The sequence below is a fragment of the Xanthomonas sp. DAR33341 genome (assembly GCF_003992815.1).
GTDB classification, from domain to species: domain Bacteria; phylum Pseudomonadota; class Gammaproteobacteria; order Xanthomonadales; family Xanthomonadaceae; genus Xanthomonas; species Xanthomonas cissicola.
Map to the genome: position 1 here is coordinate 12,080 of NZ_QEYV01000046.1, position 23,219 is coordinate 35,298.

Annotated in this window: 16 protein-coding genes and 2 pseudogenes; 11 read left to right on the top strand and 7 right to left on the bottom strand. The window is 56.5% G+C overall.

Annotated elements, in window-relative coordinates; translation table 11 throughout:
- The first annotated feature begins 145 nt into the window (after positions 1-145).
- The 8 genes from EO156_RS22595 to EO156_RS22635 all read left to right on the top strand — a co-directional run bounded on the left by EO156_RS22595 (position 146) and on the right by EO156_RS22635 (position 11,945).
- A complete protein-coding gene (locus EO156_RS22595; protein ID WP_016848995.1) occupies positions 146-487 on the top strand; it encodes a helix-turn-helix transcriptional regulator in 342 nt (113 codons plus the stop codon).
- Positions 488-647: 160 nt separating this feature from the next.
- Positions 648-2,345, top strand: coding sequence for a type IV secretory system conjugative DNA transfer family protein (locus EO156_RS22600; RefSeq protein WP_014089910.1), 1,698 nt, complete (start codon positions 648-650; stop codon positions 2,343-2,345).
- Between the two features lie 266 nt (positions 2,346-2,611).
- A complete protein-coding gene (locus EO156_RS24645) occupies positions 2,612-2,929 on the top strand; it encodes a hypothetical protein (RefSeq protein WP_016848996.1) in 318 nt (105 codons plus the stop codon).
- Positions 2,922-6,734, top strand: coding sequence for a zeta toxin family protein (locus tag EO156_RS22610; protein WP_029828893.1), 3,813 nt, complete (start codon positions 2,922-2,924; stop codon positions 6,732-6,734). Before EO156_RS24645 ends, EO156_RS22610 begins: the two co-directional genes overlap by 8 nt.
- Before the next feature lie 235 nt (positions 6,735-6,969).
- Complete coding sequence (locus EO156_RS22620) at positions 6,970-8,268, top strand: HlyD family efflux transporter periplasmic adaptor subunit (RefSeq protein ID WP_014089913.1); 1,299 nt, start codon at positions 6,970-6,972, stop codon at positions 8,266-8,268.
- Complete coding sequence (locus EO156_RS22625; protein WP_014089914.1) at positions 8,265-10,481, top strand: peptidase domain-containing ABC transporter; 2,217 nt, start codon at positions 8,265-8,267, stop codon at positions 10,479-10,481. Before EO156_RS22620 ends, EO156_RS22625 begins: the two co-directional genes overlap by 4 nt.
- A gap of 106 nt (positions 10,482-10,587) precedes the next feature.
- Positions 10,588-11,379, top strand: a complete 792-nt coding sequence (locus tag EO156_RS22630) for a hypothetical protein (protein WP_126936772.1) — start codon at positions 10,588-10,590, stop codon at positions 11,377-11,379.
- A gap of 41 nt (positions 11,380-11,420) precedes the next feature.
- On the top strand, positions 11,421-11,945 hold the full coding sequence (locus EO156_RS22635) for a hypothetical protein (RefSeq protein WP_087944842.1): 525 nt from the start codon (positions 11,421-11,423) through the stop codon (positions 11,943-11,945).
- 150 nt (positions 11,946-12,095) lie between these two features.
- Here the strand turns inward: EO156_RS22635 and EO156_RS22640 are convergent, their stop codons facing one another.
- The 3 genes from EO156_RS22640 to EO156_RS22650 form a co-directional block, all read right to left on the bottom strand.
- Entirely contained in the window at positions 12,096-13,373 is a 1,278-nt protein-coding gene (locus EO156_RS22640; protein WP_014089917.1) for an ABC transporter permease, read from the bottom strand.
- 62 nt (positions 13,374-13,435) lie between these two features.
- A complete protein-coding gene (locus EO156_RS22645; protein ID WP_016849086.1) occupies positions 13,436-13,867 on the bottom strand; it encodes a toxin-activating lysine-acyltransferase in 432 nt (143 codons plus the stop codon).
- Positions 13,857-15,671: a protein adenylyltransferase SelO family protein gene (locus EO156_RS22650; protein WP_016849087.1), complete on the bottom strand. Its 1,815-nt coding sequence runs from the start codon at positions 15,669-15,671 to the stop codon at positions 13,857-13,859. The genes EO156_RS22645 and EO156_RS22650 overlap by 11 nt, the downstream gene beginning before the upstream one ends.
- Positions 15,672-16,264: 593 nt before the next feature.
- On the opposite strand from EO156_RS22650, the pseudogene EO156_RS24650 reads away from it, so the two are divergent.
- A pseudogene (locus tag EO156_RS24650) lies at positions 16,265-16,723 on the top strand (MobA/MobL family protein); the annotation flags it as partial.
- On the opposite strand, the pseudogene EO156_RS24655 reads toward EO156_RS24650, so the two are convergent.
- Positions 16,622-16,843, bottom strand: a pseudogene (locus EO156_RS24655) (hypothetical protein); the annotation flags it as partial. The pseudogenes EO156_RS24650 and EO156_RS24655 sit on opposite strands and share 102 nt — an antisense overlap.
- Positions 16,844-17,191: 348 nt before the next feature.
- Between EO156_RS24655 and EO156_RS24515 the strand changes: the two are divergent.
- Positions 17,192-17,809, top strand: a complete 618-nt coding sequence (locus EO156_RS24515) for a hypothetical protein (RefSeq protein WP_016849091.1) — start codon at positions 17,192-17,194, stop codon at positions 17,807-17,809.
- 350 nt (positions 17,810-18,159) lie between these two features.
- Complete coding sequence (locus EO156_RS22660) at positions 18,160-19,524, top strand: phospholipase D-like domain-containing protein (protein WP_228729162.1); 1,365 nt, start codon at positions 18,160-18,162, stop codon at positions 19,522-19,524.
- A gap of 66 nt (positions 19,525-19,590) precedes the next feature.
- Here the strand turns inward: EO156_RS22660 and EO156_RS22665 are convergent, their stop codons facing one another.
- Genes EO156_RS22665 through EO156_RS22675 form a run of 3 tightly spaced genes read right to left on the bottom strand, consistent with a single transcriptional unit; the run spans position 19,591 to position 22,828 of the window.
- Positions 19,591-21,249 carry a serine/threonine protein kinase gene (locus EO156_RS22665; RefSeq protein WP_025997857.1) on the bottom strand — a complete coding sequence of 553 codons (1,659 nt, stop codon included), beginning with the start codon at positions 21,247-21,249 and terminating at the stop codon, positions 19,591-19,593.
- Complete coding sequence (locus tag EO156_RS22670) at positions 21,246-21,992, bottom strand: hypothetical protein (protein ID WP_016849094.1); 747 nt, start codon at positions 21,990-21,992, stop codon at positions 21,246-21,248. The genes EO156_RS22665 and EO156_RS22670 overlap by 4 nt, the downstream gene beginning before the upstream one ends.
- A 2-nt stretch (positions 21,993-21,994) precedes the next feature.
- On the bottom strand, positions 21,995-22,828 hold the full coding sequence (locus tag EO156_RS22675) for a vWA domain-containing protein (RefSeq protein WP_007971690.1): 834 nt from the start codon (positions 22,826-22,828) through the stop codon (positions 21,995-21,997).
- Positions 22,829-23,219: the final 391 nt, after the last annotated feature.

Here is a 23,219-nt window from a genome sequence, read left to right on the forward strand (position 1 = left end):
CCGCACACAGCCCAGGAATGACCGGTGTTGGTGCTTGGTAGTCGCAGTTGATTGGCGGGCGGAACCATGTTACTGATAAAGTAACAGACAAGGCAAGTCGGAGACCTCATGCTCATTCATCACATTGCATGCTTGTGGTCACATTTTGGATCTGGACGACGCTCGTCTCATCTTCGCCAACCGCCTCCGTCACGCGCGCCAGAAGGCCGAGCTGACCCAGGAAGCTTTGGGGGTTGCCGCTGGACTGGCTCCTGAGGTGGCCAGGACGCGCATCAATCGCTACGAGAAGGGCGTGAACGAGTGCGATCTACGCACCGCCAAGCGCTTGGCCGACGCCCTCGGCATGCCACTGGCTGCCTTCTTCGCCGAGACCGATGAGGTCGCAGACGCCATCCAAGCGCTTGCCAAGCTCTCGGTCGAGGAGCAGCGAAAGGTCGTCGCCGAATTGCAGCTCAAAGCCCAGCGCAGCGGTGCGCCTAGCCCATAGTGCCAAGGTCCCGCTGATGTCTTGGCACGCTTCCCGTCAGACAATTCCTACACAGATGCCAATGCGCATCCGATCTAAGCGGGCTGTGTGATCCTGTAATCTTGCGAGCGGACGGTCGTTTTCAAACAAGCCAGGGATCAACGATGGAAGGCAGCACTTCATGACCGGCAAGATCAAGCTCAGTGTCGCCATCTCGCTCTTGCTCCTAGCCCTCATTGCAGGGGTCTACCTTTCCGGTCAGTTGATCTTGATGCTGTTGAAGTTGGCTGGGCCGCTCAGCGTCGGCACCTACTGGTCTTACGTGAAAGCGCTCGACCTCCCCCAGTTCGCCCCCTATGCGACCAAGATCAAGCTCGCTGGCGCCATCGGCTTCGGCGTGCCGCTTGTGGCCTGGATCGCGCTGCTGATCCCGCTGTTCAAGCCTAAGGCGGCCGCATTGCATGGCGACGCGCGCTTTGCCTCAGGCAGTGATCTGGCCAAGAAGGACATGCTCAAACCGTCGCCAACCGGCATCGTGGTTGGCAAGCATGGCGGCAAGTTGGTGCGCTTGCCCGGCCAGCAGTTTGTGATCCTGGCCGCACCCACGCGTTCCGGTAAGGGCGTGGGCATCGTCATTCCCAACCTGCTCGACTACCAAGGCTCGGTGGTGGTCCTGGACATCAAGCAAGAAAACTTCGATCTGACTTCCGGCTGGCGCAAGAGCCAAGGCCAAGAGGTCTTTTTGTTCAACCCCTTTGCCGAAGACGGGCGCACTCACCGCTGGAACCCCCTGAGCTACATCTCGCCCGATCCGGCGTTTCGCGTCTCGGACCTGATGAGTGTCGCGGCCATGCTCTACCCAGATGGGTCGGATGCCCAGAAGTTCTGGGTGAGCCAGGCCCGCAATGCTTTCATGGCGTTTACGCTCTATTTGTTCGATAGCTTGGACGATCAGATCAAGCGCAAGCACCCGAAAGACACCTGGATGTTCCCAACCCTTGGGATGCTCTATCGCGTGTCGTCTGGAGACGGGAGCGACTTGAAGGGCTATCTCAAAAAGCTCTCGCAGCGCGACTTCTTGGGTCGCGATGCCAAGATGGCCTTCGACAATTTGCTCTCGCAAGCCGAAGAGACCTTCGCCTCGATCATGGGCACGTTCAAAGAGCCGCTCAACCAGTTCATCAATCCGATCCTGGATGCGGCCACCAGCGGCAACGATTTCTTGCTGACCGATGTGCGCAAGAAGAAGATGAGCATCTACATCGGCATCCAGCCGAACAAGCTGGCGGAAAGCCGCTTGCTGATCAATCTGCTGTTTAGTCAGCTCATCAACCTCAACACGAAAGAGTTGCCGCAAAACAATCCGGCGCTCAAACACCAGTGCTTGCTGCTGATGGACGAATTCACGTCCATCGGCCGGGTCGACATCATTGCAAGCGCGGTGAGCTACATGGCCGGCTACAACATCCGCCTACTGCCCATCATCCAGAGCATGGCGCAGCTGGACGCAACATATGGCAAGGATGTCTCGCGCACCATCATCACCAACCATGCGTTGCAAATCGTCTACGCCCCCCGCGAGCAGCAAGACGCCAATGACTACTCCGACATGCTCGGCTACACCACAGTGCGCAGGAAGAACAAGTCGCACAGCAGTGGCAAGCAAAGCAGTGTGTCCTACTCCGAGACCGAGCAGCGCCGTGCATTGATGCTGCCGCAGGAGTTGAAAGCGATGGGCTTTGACAAGGAAGTCCTTCTCTATGAAGGCATTCCAAGTCCGGTGCTCTGCGAGAAGATCAAGTATTACGAAGATACCTACTTCACCAAGCGCTTATTGCCGAAAGTGAAGATTGAAGCCTTACAGATGGTCCCCGCATGAGTGATAGCACACCTTCCAATAAGCCTCAAAGTCGATTGAAGGCTGATGGCAGTCACAGTCAACAGCTGCTGCGTGATCTGGCATTGATCAATGCACGCACTGTACAGCAGTTGGGGCCACTGCAACCAGGCGTGTCCGTGGCAACGCCTAAGCGCAAGCCCAATCTTCCACGTCCAATGCAACGCCTCAATCAGGATGCTTTTATGACTCAGACCAACGATTCTTCCCCTGATTCCATCGGCGCACGACCACCAGTGCCACAAGGGTTGCGCGAAAGCTTCAAGGATTACCCCGATCACATTGCGCGGTTAGAAAACGCGCTTCAGGAGTCGGTCGATAAGCCATCGCCGATTACCCCTCCCTTGGAGTTTGCGATCTGGGCAATCGAGGGCTGTCTCGATACTTTCGTTGACGAATCACGCGAAAAGCTACGGATCGCGGAGCAAACGGGCGACCAAGAAGCAATCGCACTGGCGAAGTCGACGCATCTGCTTATGCTTCATAGCGCCTCTAAGGGCGCATGGAAGGAGCAGAACTTGATGGACTATTTTGGGTTCCCAAGTTCGAGTCATCGTCATGGCTGATGAAACCGATGTGCTACCAAAGGGGCTCCATGAGCAGATCCTACGCGAGCAAATACTAACCGCTCAAGATTTCATCAATTCAACAGCCCAGCAGCAGCCGAAAGCAATCATTTTGGGCGGTCAGCCTGGTGCTGGTAAGGGCGGTCTGGTAGCCCAGGCGAAGGCCGAGCTTGATCAAAATGCCGTCACAATCGATCCGGATGAGTTGCGCCGCCACCATCCGCGCGTTGCTGACTTTCGACGCGAAAATCCTTATGAATGGTCTGGTCGAACCCACAAGGACGCAAGCTCTTGGGCCGATGAGCTACGCGTAGCAGCGACTGCGGAGAAAAAGAACCTTATTTTCGACACCACATTGAGTGATGGAAAATGGGCGTCGGAGACGTTGATCAAAGGTCTGCAAGAGCAGGGCTATGAGGTCGAGGTGCGTGCTGTTGCCTCTCCTAAGTTGGAGAGTGAGCATGGTGTCGATGAGCGTTTTACGGCCAACACCGACAGGCAAGGCTACGGTCGCCATGTGCCTGAGGGCGCGCGTGATGCAATCTACGGAAAGCTGCCTGTCAGTTTGGATACCATCCATGCGAACAGCAACGTGCCGATCCGCATCTTCAATCGTGAGGGCATCGAGCTTTACGACAGTCGCGCTGATGCACGCATGCCTGGTCAAGCGTTGGAAGAAGCACGCAACGCACGGCTTAAAGATCCCGCTTTCACCGAGCATCTTCGGGAAGCCTGGCAAAAGCAAGTCGATTGGCACCGTGACTTGCCGGACCATGTCCAAGAGATCCCGAAATCTGATCCTGATGTCCAAGCAAAACTGCTTGAGGAGCATGCCAAGCTCCGGGTGAGCGATGTGGTTGCTAGTCGCATGGAAGGCATTGCCACCATCGACGAACTTGTGCGGCCAGGTGCTCCACCTGCACGCGTGCCTGTGCCGGAACCTGAAATCCCAGGCTTGCGTCGCGCCGGGATGACAGCAGGGCTTGCGGGTTTGGGTGTTGCCGCTACCGCCTACGATGCGTCGCAGGCCGGAGAGCGTGTGGGCACGCTGTTGGCACAAGACAACCTCACCGCTGCACGCTCAGAAGCGTTGCACTTTGCTGCCCGAGGCGCGGGCGGCTGGGCGGGAGGCGCCGCTGCCGCTGCCGTTGTTGGCACAACCGGTGCAGGCCCTGTCGCGTTGGTAGTTGCCGATGGTTATCTGTTCAGTGCCGCTGCCGACAAGGCCGCGACCTTGTGGGACAACCGCCAGATCTACACACAGACCGATAAGCAGGGCGTGAGCTGGGAGTTCAACGGCAGCCAGTGGCTTCGCCAAGAAAAAGCCGACTTGCAAGACGATGGCGTGGATGCGCCGCAGAAGCAGGCCATGTTCGCGCTGCCCGAAAAAGCGCGTGAGCTGAACTATCACGCCAGTGGCGAAGCGACCGAACAGGCACTGGGCAAGGTGCAGCCCAGTAATCCCTATGTGCAGCCATCCAGTGAGGCAGATGCTGCGCATCTTTACGCACGGGATTGGCGGCATGATCCGGCAAGTGGCCAGTGGTCTCGGATGGTCGCCGACGAAGTTGATCGGAACGATCGGCCCATCTGGACGGTGGATCCAGCAAGCCCTGAGCGCAATGCCGCGTTGGACCAGCAAGCAGCCCAGGTGGTTGACGCCAACATCGCCCGAGGTCCGGCTGCGATTGCAGCAACCTATCAAGCTGCGTATCAGCGCAATGGTTGGGGGGACTTCGGCCCCGTGCCAGCGGCCGTGCAAACAGCCTTGAACCCGGACTCGTTGCAAGCCTCGGACGGCAAGCAGTATCAGCGCGATACGCAAGGTCAGTGGCGCCATGACGGCGTTGCTGCCGAAGGCAATGTCCCGTTGGAACTCAACGCAACGCGCGAACGCTTGCAACCGGCATTGGAGCAGCACGCGCAGGCGTTGGCACAGATGCCTGCAAGGCAAACGCCAACGCCACAGCAGCAAGACCAGGCCAATACCGAAGCGACCTATGCCGCCTATGGCGTTGCGCCCAATGCCCAGACTGCAGGCGCGATCCAGCTTGCGGTGCAAAAAACCCGTGAGGCAAACGGGATTGATGCCGCGACCAGCTCTTTGGCGTTGGAGCGTGATGCGACCGGTCAATATTCGGTGGACAGCCCCATCCAGCATCTGAGCCGTGACGCCGATGGTGCTGTGCGCGTTGCGGCAACCACCAGCACCGCCGACATCCATCAGGCACTCGGCGAGGTGCAGTCACTTCGGCAGGAGCAGCCGCCTTCGGCCGGTGCACCAGACCTGCGCATTGATGCGCAATCGCCCCAAGAGCGCGATGCCTACGAGCAAGCATTGCGCGAAGCCAATCGGCAAGGTGTCTCCACGCAAGAAGTACAACAAGCTGCGAGCTTTGCAGCAACGACCGCCACCGCTCCGCGTGTGGATGAAACCCAAGCGCCTCAGGCAGCCATTGACGCGCAGCGGGATCAAGACGTTGCACGCACACCCGACGCGCCTGCCGTTGTGGAGACGGCAACGCCTGTTCCGGTCGTGATGCCTGCATCCCTCAATGTGCAGGCGCAGGAAGAGCCGCGCCCGGTCGCTAAGCCCGCCGAACCGAAGCCCGAGCCTGTCCCGCAACGCGAACCCCACGAAATCCGAACACCTGAGGTTGCCGCAACCCCGACAGCCGGCGCAGTCCAGCCTAAGGCGGAGGCATCGGTTCCAACGGCAAGCGTGTCTGCGCCGGGCGTTGGATCGGCATCATCCGCTTCGACCGTTCCCGATCAAGTGTCTACTCAGGCCACTGTGCCGACGCAGCCGCTGGCATCAAGTGAGGTGGAAGGGCTGCGCCTTGGCGACCGAGGGCAGGAGGTCGAGTTCTTGCAGTATCGCTTGCAGCAAGTAGATGCCCGGGGTCCGAACGGCCAGGCCGTGCCGCAAGACGGGCACTATGGTCCAGAGACCGAACATGCCGTGAGGCAGTTCCAGCAAGACCATGGGTTGCCGGCAACAGGCGTTGCCGGCCAAGACCTGGATGCGGCGTTGTCCCAGGCACAACACGCGCGCCGAGATGCCTCGAAACCCACAGCGCCGACATCGGCGAATGCGGCGGTGGAGCAGGGCAGTGAGCAGCAAGCCCGAGCAGGCACGCCACAGAACGATGCGCCATCGGCTGTTCCATTGCAGGCAGAGCAGCAAGAGGCGGTGCGAGCGCCGTCGCCGGCAATTCCAACGCAAAGCGAAGTGCCGGCGCAGATCGTATTGCCGGAGCGCCAACCCGCTGCCTATGCGTCGTCGCCAGGTTTTGGTGGGACAACTGCCCGCTCTAACGCACACGAACACGATGAGGATCGGATCGAGCAAGCAAGGCCCTCCCAAGATGTCGCTCAGCAGGCGTTTCCCTCTGATCATCGGGATTACGCGTTGTTCTCTGCCATCCAGGCGCAGCTCCCGAAAGGCACGTCCGATGAGAAGACGGCCGAGGTATTGCATGCTGTCAAAGAGTCAGGGATTGAGCGCGCGGATGAACTCCGGAACGTGACCATCCAAGATGATGTCGCCTTTGTCTTTGGCAAAACGCCGGGCTTTCATTCGGAAACCTCGCTCAACACGCCATCGCCGGGCATCAATGAGACCTTGCAGAAGACAGAGGCAATGGATCAGCAACGGGTGCAGGAGATGGTGCAATTCCAGCGCGAGCGCGAAGAAATCGACAAGAACCCAACAGGCCCCGTCATGACGCTTGCTGGCCACTCTCAGCAGCAGGCGATGTCTGGCGGCGATGGGGGCAGTGGTGGTGATGGGGGCGGTGGCTGACGCATTGAGCGTAGGATTCATGCTTCGACCCAGCAATGTGTGGCTGCGCTTTGCGCAACGCACCTTCGCTTGACGCAAGCCTTGGTTGCTGAAAAAGCAATAGCGTGGGGCCTGCGAACTTAGGTTTGGCGCCAATGCCAACGCCAGATCAACAAAATGCAAATGTAATTTTAATGTCTGCGCGGGTAGCCTCAACTCACGCAAGTTGTGCAGTAGATCTCGAAGTGTAGGTGCTATGGATAGCGAGTCAGGTCAGACGGATGACGCAGAACAACCGCTCTTTCGCAAGCGGAAGGGGCCGGAGACAACTTCCACACTCGGCGACCTAAAAGATGCGTTTCCCTCGTCCATCCGGATCTGGATTGGCTGTGGCTGTGTGCTTTTCCTCTTGCTGGCCACGTTTGTTCTGACCGCGTCCTACTCCAAGCGGGAGCACGTGTCGGGCCAGATCATTTCGACACATGGGCGAGTGGATATCCGCAGTGGAACGCCTGGCCTCATCCTGTCGACGACATTGAAGCCCAATGCCTTGGTCAAGAAGGGCCAAGTGCTTGCGGAGCTGTCAGCCGACATCACCGACGAAGCGGGTCGCTCTTTGTCCGATGAGACGATCAAGCGTGCGCTCACCCGATCAGAAGAGCTGACCAAGGAGCAATTGCAGACGCATGACTTTTCTGGCCAGCGCGAGCGGGAACTGACGCGTCAAGTCGAAGAAACGACCGGCGCGATGCAGGAAGTCGCTCGCAAGATCTCAATCTTGGAAAAGAAATACGCCAAGAACAAAGAACTTTTGAAGACCATTGAGCCGCTGCTTGCTGAGAAGTATGTGTCCAAATACACCTACCTCACCTACGAAAATGCTCTCTTGGATGCAGAGGCGGAGATCCAGGATGCCCGCGCGCAGCAGTCCACACTTCGTAATCAGCGTGCCGCATTGCTGGGTGAAATCACCGAGATAAAGACAGCCGCCAGCAGACAAGCGAGTGAGATCGAGCGTGAGAAGTCCACGATCGAAGATCAAGTGGCCAGAGCCAAGTCCGATCGGCTGCAAACCATCACTTCACCCTTGAGCGGCACTGTTGCAGCAATCTATGCATCCCAAGGTCAGCGCATTGGCACCGACTCGATCATCGCGTCCATCACCCCAAGCGAGTCGGTGTTCGAAGCCGAAATCCTCATTCCTTCCAGGGCCATCGGACATGTGAATGTCGGCACCGAGGTGCTGCTCAACATCGCCGCATTCCCGAAAGCAAAATATGGCGCCATCCAGGGGCGCATCGCATCGCTGTCAACGCAAACGAGTCCCCTCGGTGAGTTGGAGCGCCGCTATGGTCGCCAGTCGCCCACTGAGCCGGTTTACACCGCCAAAGTCGCCTTGCCTTCCCAGACCATTGGAGTTGCCCAAGAAGCGAAGCCCTTCCTGCCGGGCATGGAAGTGGACGCGGAACTGATCTTGGAGGGCCGCAAGATCTGGGAGTGGATGTTTGACCCCTTCCAAACCATGGGATCGCGCTTAACGGGTGAAAAGCGATGAAGGACGTCTTGACACCATCCGCCGATGGCGATGCCGAGCCGGATCGCTCTGCTGAACCAAGCCTGGTGTTCTCCTCGAAGCGCCGTGTGCCGCATATCCGTCAGACGGAGTCGAGTGAGTGCGGCCTGGCCTGCATTGCGATGCTGCTCTCCTACTACGGCCATGAAACGAGTCTTGGGGAGCTTCGCAACCGCTTTACGGTGTCAACCAGTGGGGCAACGCTCGCCTCGCTGATTGAAATCGCTGATGCCAACGGGCTCACGACGCGTCCGCTTCGCTTGGAGCTTTACGAACTGCCCAAGCTGTCGTTGCCTTGCATGGTCCACCTACACCACGGGCACTTTGTCGTGCTGACGGCTGTGAGGGGAGGGCATGTTCACATCAGCGATCCCGCAGCGGGCGTCAAAAAAATCAAGCTCGATGAGTTCGATGAGCTTTTTAGCGGCATTGCGTTGGAGGCGCATCCGGGTCCGGCCTTCAAGAAGATCAAGAGCGTGCCATCAGTGTCGCTTCGCGATCTGGCAGGCTCGCTTCGGTCCCTGGTGCCCGCGTTCTGGGGTGTGGGCATCTTGGCGCTCTTCTTGGAAGGCTGTGCGCTGATTGCGCCGCAATATCTAAGACTGACCATGGATCAGGTGCTCAGCGTCAAGGACGATGGTCTGGTCACCACATTGGCTATCGGCTTTTCGATCGTGCTCCTGGTCCAGCTCGTCTTGACCGTTGCCAGGAAGTGGACCTTGCTGTGGATCTCTTCGACCACTAGCTTACGGTGGAGCAGCAACTTGTTCCGCCACCTCGTGTCGCTATCCCAGTCGTATTTCGTAAAGCGGCACACCGGGGATATTTCAAGCCGCTTCCAGTCGATCTACTCCATCCAGCAGTCACTCACGACGAAGATGATGGAAGCGGTCATCGATGGGGTGATGTCTTTCCTCATGTTGTTGCTCTTGATGAGCTACGACGCGCCGCTTGCCTTCGCCTTGTTGGCTTTCACCATTGCCTATGTAGGTTCGCGCTACGCCTACTACGCCAAGCTCAAAGAAGCCAACCTTGATCAGATCAACATTGATGCACGCCGGCAAAGCTTGCTCTACGAAACGGTCCGAAGCATCCAGCCCATCAAGCTGTTCAACAAGTCAGCGCTTTGGGCATCGCGCTTCACGAACTACAGCGCGAAAGCCACCAATGCGACCATCGGAGCCGAGCGTATCCGCATTGGGTTCGATTCCGTCCAGCTTCTCATCCAAGGCCTGTGCCGCATTTTCGTGATCTGGGAAGGCACCCGGCTGGTGCTCAGTGGGGATATGACGGTCGGGGTGTTGACGGTCTTTTTGATCTACGCGACCCAGTTCAGCCAACGCAGCATCAATCTGGCCGACTACTTGATGCAGCTCCGGCTGCTTCGCTTGCACACCGAGCGCATTTCAGACATCACGCACAGCGAGCCTGAGTCGTTTCTGCATGGCAACGGCGCACTGGAAGACGCTGCGCCCACCATTGCAATTGCCAACGGCTATTTCCGCTACTCGTCTACGGACAAGTGGATCATGAGCGCCTTGCAGCTCAGGGCCCCGGCAGGCCAGGTGATTGCAATTGTCGGGAACTCAGGCGTGGGTAAGACCACGCTCATCCGCGTTCTGGCGGGGCTTGAAGATCTTCAAGTCGGGGACTTCTTAGTCAATGGAGAGGATCTGCGGAAAGTCGGTAAGTCGAGCTACCGGAGCAAGGTCAGCATCGTCATGCAGGGAGACAATCTGTTGTCGGGAACGCTGTCGGAAAATATCTCCATGTTCGATGAGCACATTGATCAAGAGCGTCTTGTGCAGGCTGCGAAATTGGCATGCATCCACGACGATATTCAGCGTATGCCAATGGGCTTCAACACCAGAGTCGGCGACCTGGGAAATACGCTGTCAGGTGGTCAAAAACAACGGGTCTTCTTAGCCAGAGCCTTCTATAGGCGCACCAAGTTGTTGTTGATGGATGAGCCAACGACTGGGATTGATGAGCAGATGGGCATACAGCTGATGAAGAATATCAAGAGCATCGGCGCGACCACAGTCATTGTGACGCATGACAAGAACATCTCTCGGATGTGCGATATGCACTATCTCTTCGTGGGCGGAGCTCTAAGGCCCTTGATCAAAGAGCAGCCTAGCAAATTTGAACGGGACGAGGCCGGGGAAACGGCTGAGAAATCCAGCCAACAATGAGGGGTTGTAACGCTTATCAAAATAAATTCGAGGGAAAAGGCGGCAAGGCGCATTCAATGAAAAAAACGATCAGAAAAAAAATCTACTCACAGGATGGAGTGCTGTAATGAGAGAATTGACAAGCGAAGAGCTGTTCTTAGTCGCAGGTGCGGCAGCCGCTGCGGACGTCGATCCAAGCGAGCCGCCTACGCTGCCGCCAGTGGTTGTTAACCCGCCACCTTCGGGGCCACCGTCGCTTCCACCCTCTCCGCCGATCGAGTTCCCGACACCGCCTCCGGGAGGTGGTGGAGGTGGAGTGCCTAACCCATTAGACAAGAATACGACCACGGATCTTGGAGCAGAGGTTGATATTTTGGTCAACAAGTCAGCGACCTTAGAAGGACTTGTTCAGTTGGCGCAGGCGAAAGGTTTTCAAATAGCGACCACGGATACATATTCTCGGACCGATTATGCTGCTACGGGCGGCGGAACGGTTTACATCAAAACCTATGCCAGCGCGAGTGACACCGCGTCCCAATTAACGCATGAATTAGGGTATTCACTTTTTGATGGGGAGTGGAATACTGTAACAGATCGAGCATCGGCCATTAATATGGGTTTGGCAACTGAAGGTGAAGCAACAATCTACTCCATTGCGGTCCAGAGAGAGCTTACCGCACAGGGTATTGGTTTTAACATTGCCGCAGATCCCGCCAATGTAGCTTCTTACAACGCCACATATGACGCATATAAAGCTGGCCAGATAGGCTGGGATGCCGCTTCAGCGCAAATCGGCGAGTCTTTCAGGAATGGCGAGCATATTGATGTGAATGGAACCCCGGATAATAAAAGTGATGATATTACCTATGAGCAATACTATGGGAACTATTGGGACAGTAGGAATCCCGCTGGGGGCTGATGACATAGTATGAGGATCCTGAATTTATGAGGGTGTCTGGCATGATGTTTTCGAAAAAAATGGCGTTTTTGGTAATTCTCAATTTTTCTGCGGCGATGAGTGTGCACGCTGAAAATAAGGATTCTCAATTGAATTTGGATGAGGTTGTTAGTAAATTTTATAATCCTGCTAAGCCGATCAACTATGAAACTTTCCGTGATATCGGGTTCAGTGATTTTCGGCAAGTGAGTTCAAGCCGGTCCTTGAATATTGCTTTTCGTTCAGCTGCATTGAAGACAAAGGATCAGTATGGAGTCTCCTTTGTTGAGTTCAGGGTTCCACCTGAGCTCGACAAAGGAGTGAGCTTTGCGTATATGGAATTGACGCCCGGACGTTGTTATGAGGTTTCTAAGATCAAGCAGAAATTTGCGCTCACTCCATATGTCCTGCCACCCAATCCCTATGCGCCACTCGCCGATGCCAGCAAGGAGGTCTTTTACAAAACCGATCTTGGTGAAACATCTGTGTATGTGAAAGCGAGTTCAAAGGGTGAGTGCTTGCTTGGGCTAACGAGAAGTCGAAACTAGGAGGTTTGCTGGCGCTAGCCAATTAGGCATCTATCTAATTGGCTAGCGCTGAGATAAGAAGCCGACAGGCTTGGCGTGAAACGATGAGTTCAAGCATTACATAGTCATAAGCAGCCGCTATGGGCTTTGGGAGGCGATTGCGTGATGTCACTACGGCTCGGGCCGCGCTCTGAGGGTGTTGCGAATGATGAGCGAGTAGACAAAGAGGGCAGGCACGCATGTCAAGCAGATGCCAATGAAAAACATGCCATAGCCCCGGATTTGTCCGTAGTGGGTTGTGAGATAAGCCACTGCAAGGCCTGAGAAGCCGGCAAGCACCCTGCCGAAGATCGAGTAGAAGCTGGTTAGCCAAGCGTAGTGCTCTCCTGCGCGTCCAAGCGTGACCAGCTTTGACATGTAAGCAACCAACGCGATGCCGGTATAGCTACTGGCAAGGTTTTGAAAAATAACGCTAGCCCAAAGCAGTTCAGCAGACCGCTCATTGGACGAAAGCAATGCAAGAACGAGGAGGGCAAGGGCTTGGAGAGCTGCGCCAACAAGAATGGTCGTGCTCAAAGACATGCGCTTCAAGCTAGTGCCTGCAGCCAAAATTCCGAGGAAGGCCGCTGGGATCCCAAGCCAAATATGCAGGGATCCGACCACGCTCTTTCCAATGCCAAGGGCATAGAAGAAAGGATTGATCATGGGACCCAGAAGAATATCCGGTAGGCGATAGCAGCCAATGAAGACGATGACCGCGATCCATCCTTGGAGCGTGGAGGGTCGAAGGGATATCAGCGTAGACCCCTGCTTCTTCGCACTCGCGCGATCTGGGGTGAGAGCGCTATCGGGGGCAGATCGCAGAAAGAGCGTTCCGCAGATCGGCACCAACATCAGGGGCAGCAGAATTGCATAAGCAACTTGCCAGGACAGCCGCGCTGCGAGCAAGAACACCAGACCGTCGCTCAACAGCAGAGCAATGCGGTAGCCAAATTGGTAGGCAGTGAGGAGCTTGGCTGGCTGCTGGTGCACTGCCTCTTGTTCGATCCGGAACGCATCGACTGAGGCATCCAGGGTCGCACCGCCAAAGGCTGCTGCGATGCAGCTCAGTGCAATCAGCGGAAGGCTGCCAGCGACAACGCTCAGGACAAGGCCTAGGAGAGAGATGGCGACCATGATCGAAGACAAGACAATCCAGCCTTGACGGTGCGACATGGTGCTTCTAACGACCGGCGCACGACGTTGGTCGAGATGGCGGGCCCATAGGAATTTGAGAGAGTAGGGAAGTGCGGTCCAAGCCAAGGCACCGATGACTGCGATCGAAAGCGACTTTTCGCTGAGCCAATAGCCTAAGGTGCTGCCGATCAGCGGATAGGGCAAACCAGAACCGAAGCCCAGGAACAAAAATCCAGTCCAGGCCTTGGTCGACCTTGATGTCACTTCGTGCATAGGCTGCAACTGCCTTGTCGCTTCGGTTCGTCCATTCGTATCAAGGAAGCAACGTGTCTTCCTCAGCTATTTTTGCGAAGTCTGTGGGTCTTGGTTCCCAGCATAGCGCCCGTCTTATCTCGCACCAAGCGATGCGCTTGCTTGAAGTGAGGGCGCAAGCGATGCCGGAGTGCTCTCGCCAGGCGTCGGTGATGCCCTGGCATAGCCACGAAATCCAAGATCCAGAGTTGATCACCTTCGTTCCAGTCGCTAATTGGCAAGAACGGCGGATCTTGCAGAACCAAATGACTGGCGGTTTCAGGCGTCAGATAAGCCCATAAGGCGTAGCCGGTCCAGACCCCGTCTTCGTCTTTAATCGTGACGAGCTGGTCTAGGCGAATTGCAGGCCATAGCCACACATAAGCCGCTGCGATACTGAACTTCTTGCGGTCAGTCTTGAACAGGAGTTGCATTGCCAGGCCAAGCGCCTGCGCATCAACGGCATTAGGTTGCATGGGCGGTGGTTGAGCTCAATGTTTGCGCTGCAACTGCAGCGTCCGGGAAGGTGAGCAGTGCGGCAGCGATTGATGCACGCCCGTTCAAGCTTAGACCTACCAGGTAGCTGGTGGGTTCGCAGTCGACACGCGCGACGGTTCGATGGCCAGAATTGGTGATGCCGAGTGTCTCATCTGCGACTTCGGCACCGAAGATCAGTGTTCCCCCACGCACGCGTGGCCCCTCCAGCTGGGCTGTATAGGCCATACGATGCGTATCAAAGAAATACAAGGCGGTGGACACGTGATCGCTTGCGTAGCCCAAGACAAGCCAGTGTGGTGGTAAGCCTTTCCAGACACGGCGTGAGACCGCGACCTCGGTTGCGATAAAGGCCGAGACCCGCTCGGGTCCCGACGACCGATCGGCCAATATCGACCGCACCAGCTTGATCGCTCGGCGCTTGGAGACGCGATAGGAAAGGCGTGGTCGTGGTCTCAGCCAGCGGTTGGCGGCACAAAGATGGAGAGCTGCGTTCGGAAGTGCGCGCAGGAGCGAGTTGATCTCCTCGCCTGTCTGAGAGCCCTGGGTTGCTTTGCCTTTGATGTGGTCAGAGAGCCAATCGTGGCGCTCATCGTGCTTTGTGGGCTGATCGAGCGCATAGTCAATGCGCTGTTGCTCGCGGTAGTAGCGCGCAATGAGCGCTTTGAAATGCAACGCCTCTGGGCTTGACTGAGGCAAGGCACACGCTTCTGCACAGTGATGGAGAAACGCAGCTTCCATGTGATGCTCGATCTGGATGAGCAACTGATCGATGTTGGCGATTGCCTTGTCAAAGCGGGAATACTTCTTGAAGAAGTAGGCAAGCGAGGGAAGCGAGTGGCGAACATCACGCATCTCATCGCCGAAGAAGTGACGATGCCCATCGGTGCCACGCTTCCAGGTGGGAACTGCGCGGAAGCCGCCGAAATCCAGAAACTGCGCGTTCGATGTGATGTTGTCGCTTGTCGGGCGTCCGGTCCAGAGGCGATGCGCGCGACTTGCGGCAATCTGCTCGGCAAGGCGGAGGTAGAGCGCAGACAAGTCAACGCCTAGGTCATTGGGTTTGCCGGCATCGCGCTGCGTGTGTTCGTCGGCAAAGTGGATGGCATCTTTGACCCGCAAGCTATCTTGAAATTGATCGCTGTTTGCACTGCCTGATGTCCCGAAATACAGGCTGCGCTCGAAATGCGCCAAGCGCAGGAAAGCAGGCCTGATCAGAATGGCGCACCGCTCCGGTTCGTCGGCATCGGTGCGCGCCAGGGAGAAGCCGGCATCAATGATGGCAACGATGGGGACTGCCCTATGGGGGAGTTCTGCGTTGAGGATTTCGCTGGCGACTGCCTCGCGAATGGCATCGTAAAGATAGAGACAGCCATGGGAGTGTGACCAATCATGGGCCTCGGAGACCAATGGCGTGGGGCCGGTTCCTTTGGCGATGAGCATACCATCGGAGCCACAGCGGCCACTCCCTCCGTGGATTGCCCCACCGCTCCCACCATAGCGATCAGCGCCCAGTGTCTGTCCGCCGAAGGTGCCGGCAACGCAGTGAGCTTCGATAGAGGTCACGGCAAAGCGCTCAAGCAAGGACGCTGAGATGCGGGCCCGAGTTGGCGCGTCGTGGATGGCTATGCCTAAGTCGTGAAGCCAGCGCTCATTGAGCCAGAGCAAAGAAGCATCCGGCAGTCTTCCCACTGGAAAGGGCACGAGCATTGAGGTGCTCACGCTGGCAAGGCTCAACAGGTTGGGGTCGTTCTTGTCATCCATGTCCCAGTAGTCATTGGGCATTTCGCTTCCTTGTTTCCGCAGCTGTTGCGACTTAGCGTTCGATCGGCGTTGGTGATGCTACCAACCTGACGGCAATTCGTCTGCTGCTGCTTGGATTTCCCGAGGCCACGGGACATCACTTCTGCATGGACAGTCAGCATAAAAACGACACATGGCGTGAGGGCGTAATCAGATTCGTACAGGTCTCATTCATTCTTTGGTATAACTAATATTTATATGTAAAAGAGCCATGGTTGATCCAACTGTGGCGAAAACAAATTCAAAGAAAAATTAAAGAGCAAGAGCGCACTTATGGTTTCTGCTTTGCAGAAACCGTGCGCCAACGCTGCGCGTCGGTGCGGTGGCTTTCGCCACCTCGTTGCCTATGTTTCGCTAGGCAACACAGCCACTTCAAAACCTCGTGACCGAGGTCTCTGTGCTGTCGAGTTCGCTTTTCTCTCGACGGGCGATGTTCTGCCGCTTCTATGTGTGCTCCACAAACAGGAGTTTCACAAATGGCAATTTATCACGCAACAATGAAGTCTTTCAGCCGAGGCAACGGCGACTCGTCGGTCGCAGCAGCGGCTTACCGCGCAGGGTTTGATCTGCTCGATATGAGCACAGGGCTTGGCCACAATTATTCCCACCGAGGCGGTGTCGATTTCCATCAGATGCTTGCGCCGAAAGGAGCGCCCAAGTGGTGCTTTGATGCACAGTATTTTTGGAACGCGAACGAAGCGGCCGAAACCCGCAAGAACGCACGCGTTTGCCGAGAAGTCGAGGTGTCGCTTCCGCACCAACTTGATCCACACCAACGAAGAGTGCTCGCCTTGGCGCTGGGTCAATTGCTCGTCGAGTGCTTCCAAGTGGCCGTCCTCGTTGCGGTCCACACGCCAAGTAAGCTTGGCGATCAGCGCAATCACCATGTGCATTTGCTGATGTCAGCACGACAAGTCGGACCTGGTGGGCTGGGTGAGCGCGCCTGTGCTGAGTTTGACGCCCGCCAAGGCGGGGGAACGCGAGCACTGCGGCAAATCCGCAAGGACATCGCAACCGTCATCAACGCGCATCTGAAAAATGCTGGCAATACCGCCCGAGTGGATCATCGAAGTCTCCGAGCACAAGCACACGAAGCCGCGCGCAATGGGGAGTTTGAACGCGCCCGCGAACTCACGCGCCGGCCTGGCAAGCACTTGGGCAAAGCCAAAGTGGCGGTGATGCGCAAAACGAAGTTCACAGCAGAAGTCAGAGGGGCAGGTGGTCGAGAAGCAGCACTGGCGCTTTCAAAGCTTGTTGCTGAGCACATGAAAAAAAGCGGTAGCTTCGTGCACGAAGTGCCACCGTCCCACAGTCATGCGGCAGCACTTCGGGATCTGGCCAGCGCAAAAGAGTCTGGATTGGAAGGGCGCACAGCAGGTGGGCAGGGGCGATTGTCAGGCGCAGAGCGGGTGCGCCAGATCAAAGAGCGCTTGGCGCGTGCGCCAGCGCCAAGCGCGCGTCTCTACACGCCTTACAGCGGTTAAACCCGACATCTTGGTCGCGTGACGCGTCTGGCTCGTTCCTCGGGCCGAAAAGACGCGGAGGTGCTCAATGCGGAAGCGCAGCTCATCGAAGACTGGCTCGAAGCGCAACGGGAGGTCGCGCAGCAGTCTTTGGAGGTGTTGCGGCAGATCCCAGGGATCCAGATTGAGCAGGAATTTCAGCAAGCGTACGGGTCGCTGATCTGCCGGCGGGTCGACAGCTACGCCACCAAGCCGTTTCTGTTCGAGGACACGGAGATGCTTGCTCGCTCAATCAGCAAGTATGCCCATACGCTGGTGCGACCCTACAAAGCGCGTTTGGCCGTGCTGGATGCGCAAGCCAAGCTTGTTGAGCAAGAAGGCAGCGGAGACGCGCAAGCGGTGGCGAGGGCACGCCAGCGTTTGGGGAGGGCAAAGGTGCATGTCTCTCCTCGTATCCAGGCCATCCAGCAATGGCGCATCAAGCGGGCTCGAAAGGCGATGGTGGAAGCGGCTGAGGCTTTGGAGAAGAATTTTGCCCCACAGCCGATCGAGGTGCTGACGCCTGAGGCATCTGGCGATGATGCGCTTCCACCACAGGCCGAAGGTGATGCCGGGCATTGGGAGTTGAAATTCCGTCCGCCCAAGCCAGGCCTATGACGGCTCAGATAACTCTGACCGTTGACCGCGCAGCAGACCGATGGTGCGCCTAGGCATTTGGCTGGAAGCTAGGGGCGTCGCAGAAGGCTCCCGCCAAATGATCGGAACAACGCCGCCCGCCATTGGCACCCGGCGCCGAGACTGAGGCTTCCACGCTAGCGACAAAGGAGCCCCGCATGCGGGGCTCTTTCTGTTGCAGCCCGAGTGCTACGGCTTTGCGCATCGATCTGTTGAAGTGCAAGGCAAATCAACTTCTGCATCCTGAGGCAGTTGACGTGGCTTCCTGTCCCGTAGACGAACTTCTCCTACTTTGCGAAGCTGTGCTCTACGGAACAGGGGAGGCTAGATACATGGAGTTTGTAGGTAAACCCATCACGGGTGAGATGATTTATAACAAGCATGCTGCTGCCATCGCAGACTGTTCTGAGGTCAAGGTTGCAATTGCCTACGCCACGAAGCCATCCGGCGAGATCCTGCTGTTTGACGACTGCCTCACCAAGGGAAAAAAGCTGACGTTCTATGGCCGCGTCGACGGGTCATGCCCCATCGATCTGCGTATTCTCGACTGGTTCTTGCGTCGTGCATCGCCAAACTTAGTGTGCCATCTTGTGCCGCACTGGCTACACGCTAAAGTGATTTGGTGGGTGGGCCAAGGGGCTTACATCGGTTCGGCAAATCTGACCGATCGGGCATGGTTCAAGAACTTCGAAGCTGGGGTCTACATCAAGCACGAAGAGCTTGAGCACTTTGGGATGGTGCTCCAACTTGAAGCATTCTTCGATGGCCTTGCGCAGAAGTCGTTCCCACTCGATAGAGAGGAATATGAGCGTCAGATCAAACAGGAGAAAAGGAGGGAAGATCTAGTCGGCAAGCTCAACAAGATCGAGAGTGAATTCGAAGACGATCATTGGAAGCTGAAAGACCGCACACCTCCTATCGCCCCTACGCCAAATCGAAAGGCGCGCGAAGCTAAGATCGCAGCTTTCCAAGCCGAATGGTCTCGCACACTCACCTTGATCCGAAATGTTGGCGCTCGTGTTGCGCTTGATGAGAATCGCCCCAGTTGGATTTCATCAGATGTGCCTCAAGGCGTTCAAGGTGATCAGTTCCTTCACGCCTACTATTATCAAGTCGTCAGGCCTCATACTGAAAAAGACGCTTACGAACGCGAATTCCGAAAGAACCGTCTCGATCCAGAGGTTGCACTACGGAGTGGACTGGCCTGGTGGAAGGCAGGCGAATATGAGCATGAGCATGAGGAATCTACGATTTATACGTCGGCGCCGTTGCTGCACGAGCTTCTTGCGCGAGGCAGGATCACCACGCTCACCGAAGGTGAATGGGTCGATGCCCTTACCCGCGTATACGCTTTTGGCGATCATGCGATGAAGATCAGCAACCCATACTTGCGCTTGGGCACCGATCCAGGCAGCCAAGCGAAGAGTGAAGCCTTGGCGCGGATACTTTGGAAGCACCAGTCTGGGAACGGCATGACTGCGCCCGAGGTGCTTGATTTCGTAATTTGGGGGAATGGCGATGTGGCCGAGCGTATTTGGCTAGCGAGCCATGATCCCGCCTACAAGCTTGCACACATTGGCACTAGTATCTTGGGTGAGGTGGTGGGTTGGGCCCGTCCGACTGACTACCCACCGCGTAACTCACGCACGAGTAAAGCGCTTCGAGCGCTTGGGAACGACGTCGATGTTCTCGTCTAGCAGCCAAAACTCACCACTGGGCAGGGCTCATTGGACACAATTGTGCGTTGACACGCGAAGCCGCGATTAGCTAGAACACCAACGCAAGACAATCAGAACAAAGACAATAAGCGCGATCCAAGCTCCTGCGCTCATGCGTTTGGGTGAGCTGGTTCTGCGAGGTCCCGGTGATACCTGATGAGAGCTGGGGCGGGGCGCGGACCCAGTTGGCCTTGGAACAGCCTGAGGCATCTGTCGCTGCATCCTTTGAAGGACTTGAGCGTTAGGAGTGCTCGGCGGGGGAAGTGGCTTGGGAGCTTGTTGGCTCGTGCTCCGAGGAACTGTATTTCCCGCTCCACCCATACCCTTGAGGATGTTTTCATTTCGACCAGCGGTAACAACAGGTGCTTTCCCGCCGCGCAATCGGAAGCGCGCTTCTACCTCTGTAAGTTGCTTGATCTGACCTGGATTTTCGATGCTAATGCCGATGCTGATATACGATATCTTCCCGGCTTGACCGTGATAGGGCGGCTCTACCAGGCCGGTCACGCTGACCCAACGGCCATTCCAGCTGCTGTTGGGCTCCGAGGGGAACTGCCGCAATGCCTCAGACCAAATTGAAAGTTTTACGGACTTGCCTGTCCAATCGCCAAAATTGATGAAGATGAAAGGCTTTTTGTTCCTGCCGTATCGTTTTTGAGTGACATCAACGATCCTGCCAATCAACTCCACGCGGCTGCCGACCTGAGCTTCGACTTGGGCAAAGTTCGCCGCATCACAGACCGTATAAGGGCTTTGGTAGGCAATGTCTTTGGGCTTGCCCTGTGGGTTGAACACAATTGTGTTCGGTCCGAGTCCGCGCTGAACACGGAAGTCGGCAAGTGTCGGAACTTGATCAAAAGGCCCATCCGCAAGCTGCGCAAGCGACTGCGCGGGAACCTTCAACCCCGGAAGGCCTAGAACTTGATTGAAGATGACAGAGGTGCCGGGGTCAAGGAAGTCGTTCCGCCGAAAAACGATAGCGCTGGGTTCGGAGTTCGAGGCTTTCCAAAGTCCCGGAGATACGGTCAGGGCCTGTAAAGCGACATCAAGTGTGATGAAAGAAAAGCGATCAAGCTGCTCGTTGAAATTGGACGCCGTGCGCTTAGGGTGCTGGAAGTTGGCTTGGCCAAGTTCAGTCGCACCACTTCCACGCAGGGCTTCGACAAACATGCCGTCATAGTCAATGAGCTGGACGGAACTACCGTCTGCGTTGACCATCAGGTTCTCAGGCTGAATGTCGCCATGAGCAATCTGCTGTGCTTCCAAATACGCGGAAAGAGCTGCAAGCGCCTGACGAAGCTTGGTTAGCGCAGCAGCATTTCCGTGGTTGCGTTCCAAAAACTCGGCAAGCGTGGTGCCCTGAGCCCACTCCATTTTGACGATGGGGTAAAGGTTTCCATCGATCAGGATCCCGTTAGGGATGAAATCGAACGGCAGGAAGTAGGGACTCGCAAGTTGCTTGAGTCGGAGTGCAATCGCCTGATAGCGCCGTTCTAGATCGTTGGATTTTTTGTGAAAACAACGCAGCGCAAAACGCTTGCCGCCCGTATCAACCGTATAGGTCAGTGCAAAGCCGCCACACAAAGCCAATGGCAACCCCAGTCCGGTGGTCCGCAACTGCCCGGCTCTAAGCTGTGGATCTTGAATCGCACGCGCAGGCGCTTGTAGTGCTTCGTTGTATTTCTCAAGCGATGGATAGTTCATAGATGTCCGGCGCCAGTCAACGCGGCGATAATGAGGGTGGTGTCATCCCGCCTCATGCTCCCTTTGGTTCGCTCTTCTTCGACAAGGCTGACAAGCTCTTCCAACTCTCTGACAGCATGAAGTCGTTCAAGGGCAGTGGGATCACTGCGCTCCTGGTGTTCAAGCAGCCACGCGGCTAGCGCGTCTGTCATGCACAAGAGAAGCCGATATCCATGGGTCTCATAGGGCCAAACCACCTCAGTCCAGACCCCGCTGCCATCTTCAAACAAGAGGGCATTGAGATCGGGCTTGGTGCTGATCAATGTTGGATGAAGGGAGAACTGCGCTGAGCTCTTATAGGGTGCGCACGCGAGCATCTGCTCACCATCGGTGAGTGCGGCAAACGAATCGCCAATCGCCGTGACCCTGATCTGTAGCTGTTCGGCCTCGTCTTGTGCAACAAGCAGGGTGCCGAAGCTGCCGCGCTCATAGGCAGCAGCCTTCGACCAAGACAGATTTGGCGCGTCATGGAGCGCTTCGTATTGCCGCGTGGATGTGGCTATCGCATCAGATAGATTGGCTGGTTTCTCCAAGAACTGGTGCACAAGAAGCGCGGCCCAGTTCTTGGCATCGAACGATTCGGATGCGCCGTCAGACAGCACGATGCGTCCGGACGCCGCTGCCAAACGATAGACGTCTTCATTGGCTTCCGGCGTGTCCAAGTGCTTGGCAACAGAGCCGTCGAACAAGATCTGGATGGGCATGGTCAGCGCAACTGGGCTGCTCGCGTTCCAATGTCGAAGAAGTCCACGATCTCCGCAGTCTCTGCGTTGAACATGAAGCCGCGTGACTCCATGGTCGCCTTGATTCCCTTTTCCTGAGCAGCTTGTTGCAAGTGCGGGGGCAGGGGGCTCGACATCCGGAAAAGGAGTTTGGCGTAATTGTCAGACAGACCAGCGTCAGAGATCGGGAAGGTCACTGGATCGCCACCGCTAGCGCTTACGTGCAGGTTGAACAGCAAAACATTGCCGTCATTCGTGGCAATTTGTTGGAGTTGCTGGGCAAGGCCCTCCGGATCACCGTCTGTGGATTCGCCGTCAGTGACATGGAGAACGGTGGGCGGATAGCTGTCGGGATGCGCATCGCACCAAGCCACCAGTTCAGCGGCTGCGCTGGTGATGGCATTACACATCGGGGTGCCACCAGAGGCGCGTGCTTCAAACCATACCGGGAACTTGATTGACTGGCTGACCAAGCCACCTGCGCCATCGTCGACTCGCTTGACCCGGTCTTCAACGCGCAAAGGATTGGCTTCGATCTGAGAGATGGGGTGGAGCACGGTGTGCGAGAGAGCACCCGCCAAACCGTTCTGCGCGTCCGAGTTTGAGTAGCCAAGAACGCCGACTTCGAAGTAGTTGCGCGTTCCCTCAGACTTGGTGCACCGGGTGATCAGTGTTGCAAGGGTGCGGTTGAGCACGTCAGCGACGAACTGCGCCTTGGACTTACCATTCGTCATTACTTCCTGCATGGAGCCGGATTGATCGACCAAAAACAAGAAGGCGGTTGGGCTAGTGCGGCTAATCTCTGCGGTATAGCTCATCAGAACTCCTAAAAAGGCGAGCTAGAAGAATTCCAGCTTTTGCGAGATATGATAGCGCTAGGCCCCCAGAGTGTTCAGGCTTGAACTGTGACCGTTAGCCCGTATTTCCCGTCACCTTCGATGTGTTCCATCTGTGGTTCGTGTCCAGATCCGTGGAGGAAATACGGCCTGGAAGGCTGTCCGCCTCTGTTTTTGGATAGGGCAAAAGCCGGCTAGCTTAGTGTCCCGAAACACAAAGTCCTGGCTGTGCTTGAGCTCCGTTATGTGCTTCTGACAGGCGAATGACTGATACGCCCAGGATTTCCTAGACATCTCAAGGCCATGGAAAATGGCTGATTCGGAGGTGTCCATGAGCAGTAAGCGGTATACGGATGAGTTCAAGATCGAGGCG

Excerpts from the sequence above, each read along its gene's own strand:
- EO156_RS22675 (WP_007971690.1), bottom strand. The coding sequence starts at position 22,828 with ATGAGCTATACCGCAGAGATTAGCCGCACTAGCCCAACCGCCTTCTTG.
- EO156_RS22650 (WP_016849087.1), bottom strand. The coding sequence starts at position 15,671 with ATGCCCAATGACTACTGGGACATGGATGACAAGAACGACCCCAACCTG.
- EO156_RS22635 (WP_087944842.1), top strand. The coding sequence starts at position 11,421 with ATGATGTTTTCGAAAAAAATGGCGTTTTTGGTAATTCTCAATTTTTCT.
- EO156_RS22640 (WP_014089917.1), bottom strand. The coding sequence starts at position 13,373 with ATGCACGAAGTGACATCAAGGTCGACCAAGGCCTGGACTGGATTTTTG.
- EO156_RS22665 (WP_025997857.1), bottom strand. The coding sequence starts at position 21,249 with ATGAACTATCCATCGCTTGAGAAATACAACGAAGCACTACAAGCGCCT.
- EO156_RS22625 (WP_014089914.1), top strand. The coding sequence starts at position 8,265 with ATGAAGGACGTCTTGACACCATCCGCCGATGGCGATGCCGAGCCGGAT.
- EO156_RS22610 (WP_029828893.1), top strand. The coding sequence starts at position 2,922 with ATGGCTGATGAAACCGATGTGCTACCAAAGGGGCTCCATGAGCAGATC.
- EO156_RS22620 (WP_014089913.1), top strand. The coding sequence starts at position 6,970 with ATGGATAGCGAGTCAGGTCAGACGGATGACGCAGAACAACCGCTCTTT.
- EO156_RS22630 (WP_126936772.1), top strand. The coding sequence starts at position 10,588 with ATGAGAGAATTGACAAGCGAAGAGCTGTTCTTAGTCGCAGGTGCGGCA.
- EO156_RS22660 (WP_228729162.1), top strand. The coding sequence starts at position 18,160 with ATGGAGTTTGTAGGTAAACCCATCACGGGTGAGATGATTTATAACAAG.
- EO156_RS22670 (WP_016849094.1), bottom strand. The coding sequence starts at position 21,992 with ATGCCCATCCAGATCTTGTTCGACGGCTCTGTTGCCAAGCACTTGGAC.
- EO156_RS22645 (WP_016849086.1), bottom strand. The coding sequence starts at position 13,867 with ATGCAACCTAATGCCGTTGATGCGCAGGCGCTTGGCCTGGCAATGCAA.
- EO156_RS22600 (WP_014089910.1), top strand. The coding sequence starts at position 648 with ATGACCGGCAAGATCAAGCTCAGTGTCGCCATCTCGCTCTTGCTCCTA.